Origin of the sequence: Herbivorax alkaliphila, assembly GCF_030848475.1 — a bacterium.
Lineage (GTDB): Bacteria > Bacillota > Clostridia > Acetivibrionales > Acetivibrionaceae > Herbivorax.
The window spans coordinates 1-1,500 of record NZ_JAVDDS010000129.1; the positions used below are offsets into that span (position 1 = coordinate 1).

General features: G+C 29.5%; 2 protein-coding genes. Both read right to left on the reverse strand.

Annotation, left to right across the window (positions count from 1 at the left end):
* Nucleotides 1-133: 133 nt before the first annotated feature.
* Nucleotides 134-409 carry a hypothetical protein gene (locus RBH29_RS17625; RefSeq protein WP_306698321.1) on the reverse strand — a complete coding sequence of 92 codons (276 nt, stop codon included), beginning with the start codon at nucleotides 407-409 and terminating at the stop codon, nucleotides 134-136.
* A gap of 393 nt (nucleotides 410-802) precedes the next feature.
* The gene (locus tag RBH29_RS17630) at nucleotides 803-1,420 is read right to left on the reverse strand and encodes a hypothetical protein (protein ID WP_306698322.1); all 618 of its coding nucleotides are present in this window, start codon (nucleotides 1,418-1,420) and stop codon (nucleotides 803-805) included.
* Between the last annotated feature and the right edge of the window lie 80 nt (nucleotides 1,421-1,500).

Here is a 1,500-nt window from a genome sequence, read left to right on the forward strand (position 1 = left end):
AGAAATTTTTATCACCTTATATTTTGTTTATAATAATTTCTAAAATTATTTTAATAAAAAAATATATCATGTAGTATATATAAAAAATGACAGTTTAATAATTTTAAAGTTTTTTAAATATACAAAATTTTATTTAAGTCTTTCCACCTTTAATGACTTTTATTTCTACATCTTGTTTTTCTACTTTAGATGATAAGTCTTCAACTTCCTTTTTAACTTCTTTAACTTCCTTTTTAACTTCTTTAACTTCTTTAACTTCTTCATATGTTTGATTATAACCGTCAAACAAAGCTTTTGAATTATCATCTAACTTATTTTCCATTCTTATAATATCATTTTTTATTTCTTTTCTAAACTCAGAAAACTCACTGTAAAACTTTGTTATTAACTCAAACACCTTATCTTCCAAATTAAACACTTCCTTAAATATTGATATTTTTATTATATCACTCTTTTATTTTTTTAGAAATAATTAGTTTGAAATTTATTTTATTTAACAAATATATATTTTATTATTATAAAAGCAATCTCTTTAAAAACTAATTATTCAGAGACATATCATTCAACGTCCCAGCATTTGCGACGCCTTCGAACTGAACCCTAAAGAAATACACCATAGCGGAGCTTCGCTCCCAGTGAGAAGGTGTGGTGCTGACCCTGCTCCATGAACGTACTTCCAGGACCTTTATGCAAATGCATTGTTATATGTCGTCACATGTCCTCAGAGTCAGAGTAGCATGGACGCTACGCCTTAAGTGTCATTCTTATTTTTTGCTTTCTCTTAATCTTAGGAAATACTAATTTAATCAGTAGTAATCAATTCTTTTGAATATGGTAATGTCTCTACCCAACTACAGAAATTTTGCCATTCATCAAGCTTATGATTTTTTCTTGAATGATACATGTTTCTGATGTTTTCATATGTCATTGTACATGTCCTCAATTGATTATAACTAGATGGGAGTAGCTGAATCATGCTATACCATAATGATTTTTCTTTTAATCTGTTATAATCATTTCTTAATTTATCAAGATGTAAAATAATATTATTTAACATTTCCAATGACTCATTATTAATTTTGTCCCAACTGAAGTCTCCAAGTTCAAATGGTTTACTATGTATTTTGTGCATAGTACTCGTCGAATTGGCAGTTGTCCCTACCTTGTAAGTATCAAATTCCTTCCACCAATATAGTGGCGCAGTAATATCTACAGAAACAAAGATTTGTCTCATAAATTTCCTATGATCACTTCCGGCTCTACAAAGTCTTTTTGCCAGACCTATATCATTTTCTCCCATAATGAAACTTCCGCTATCATCATAATAACTGTCAAATTTGCTCCAGCTATTCATTGGATTTCTTGCACCCCTAATAGCATTTTCCAAGTTCATGATATTAACCTTCTCAAATCTAATCACACTTTGGCCCCCCTCTTTTAATCTGATTTCTATCTCCTTACAAAGCGACACGATGTCGGGATTATACTATTTTCATGTGA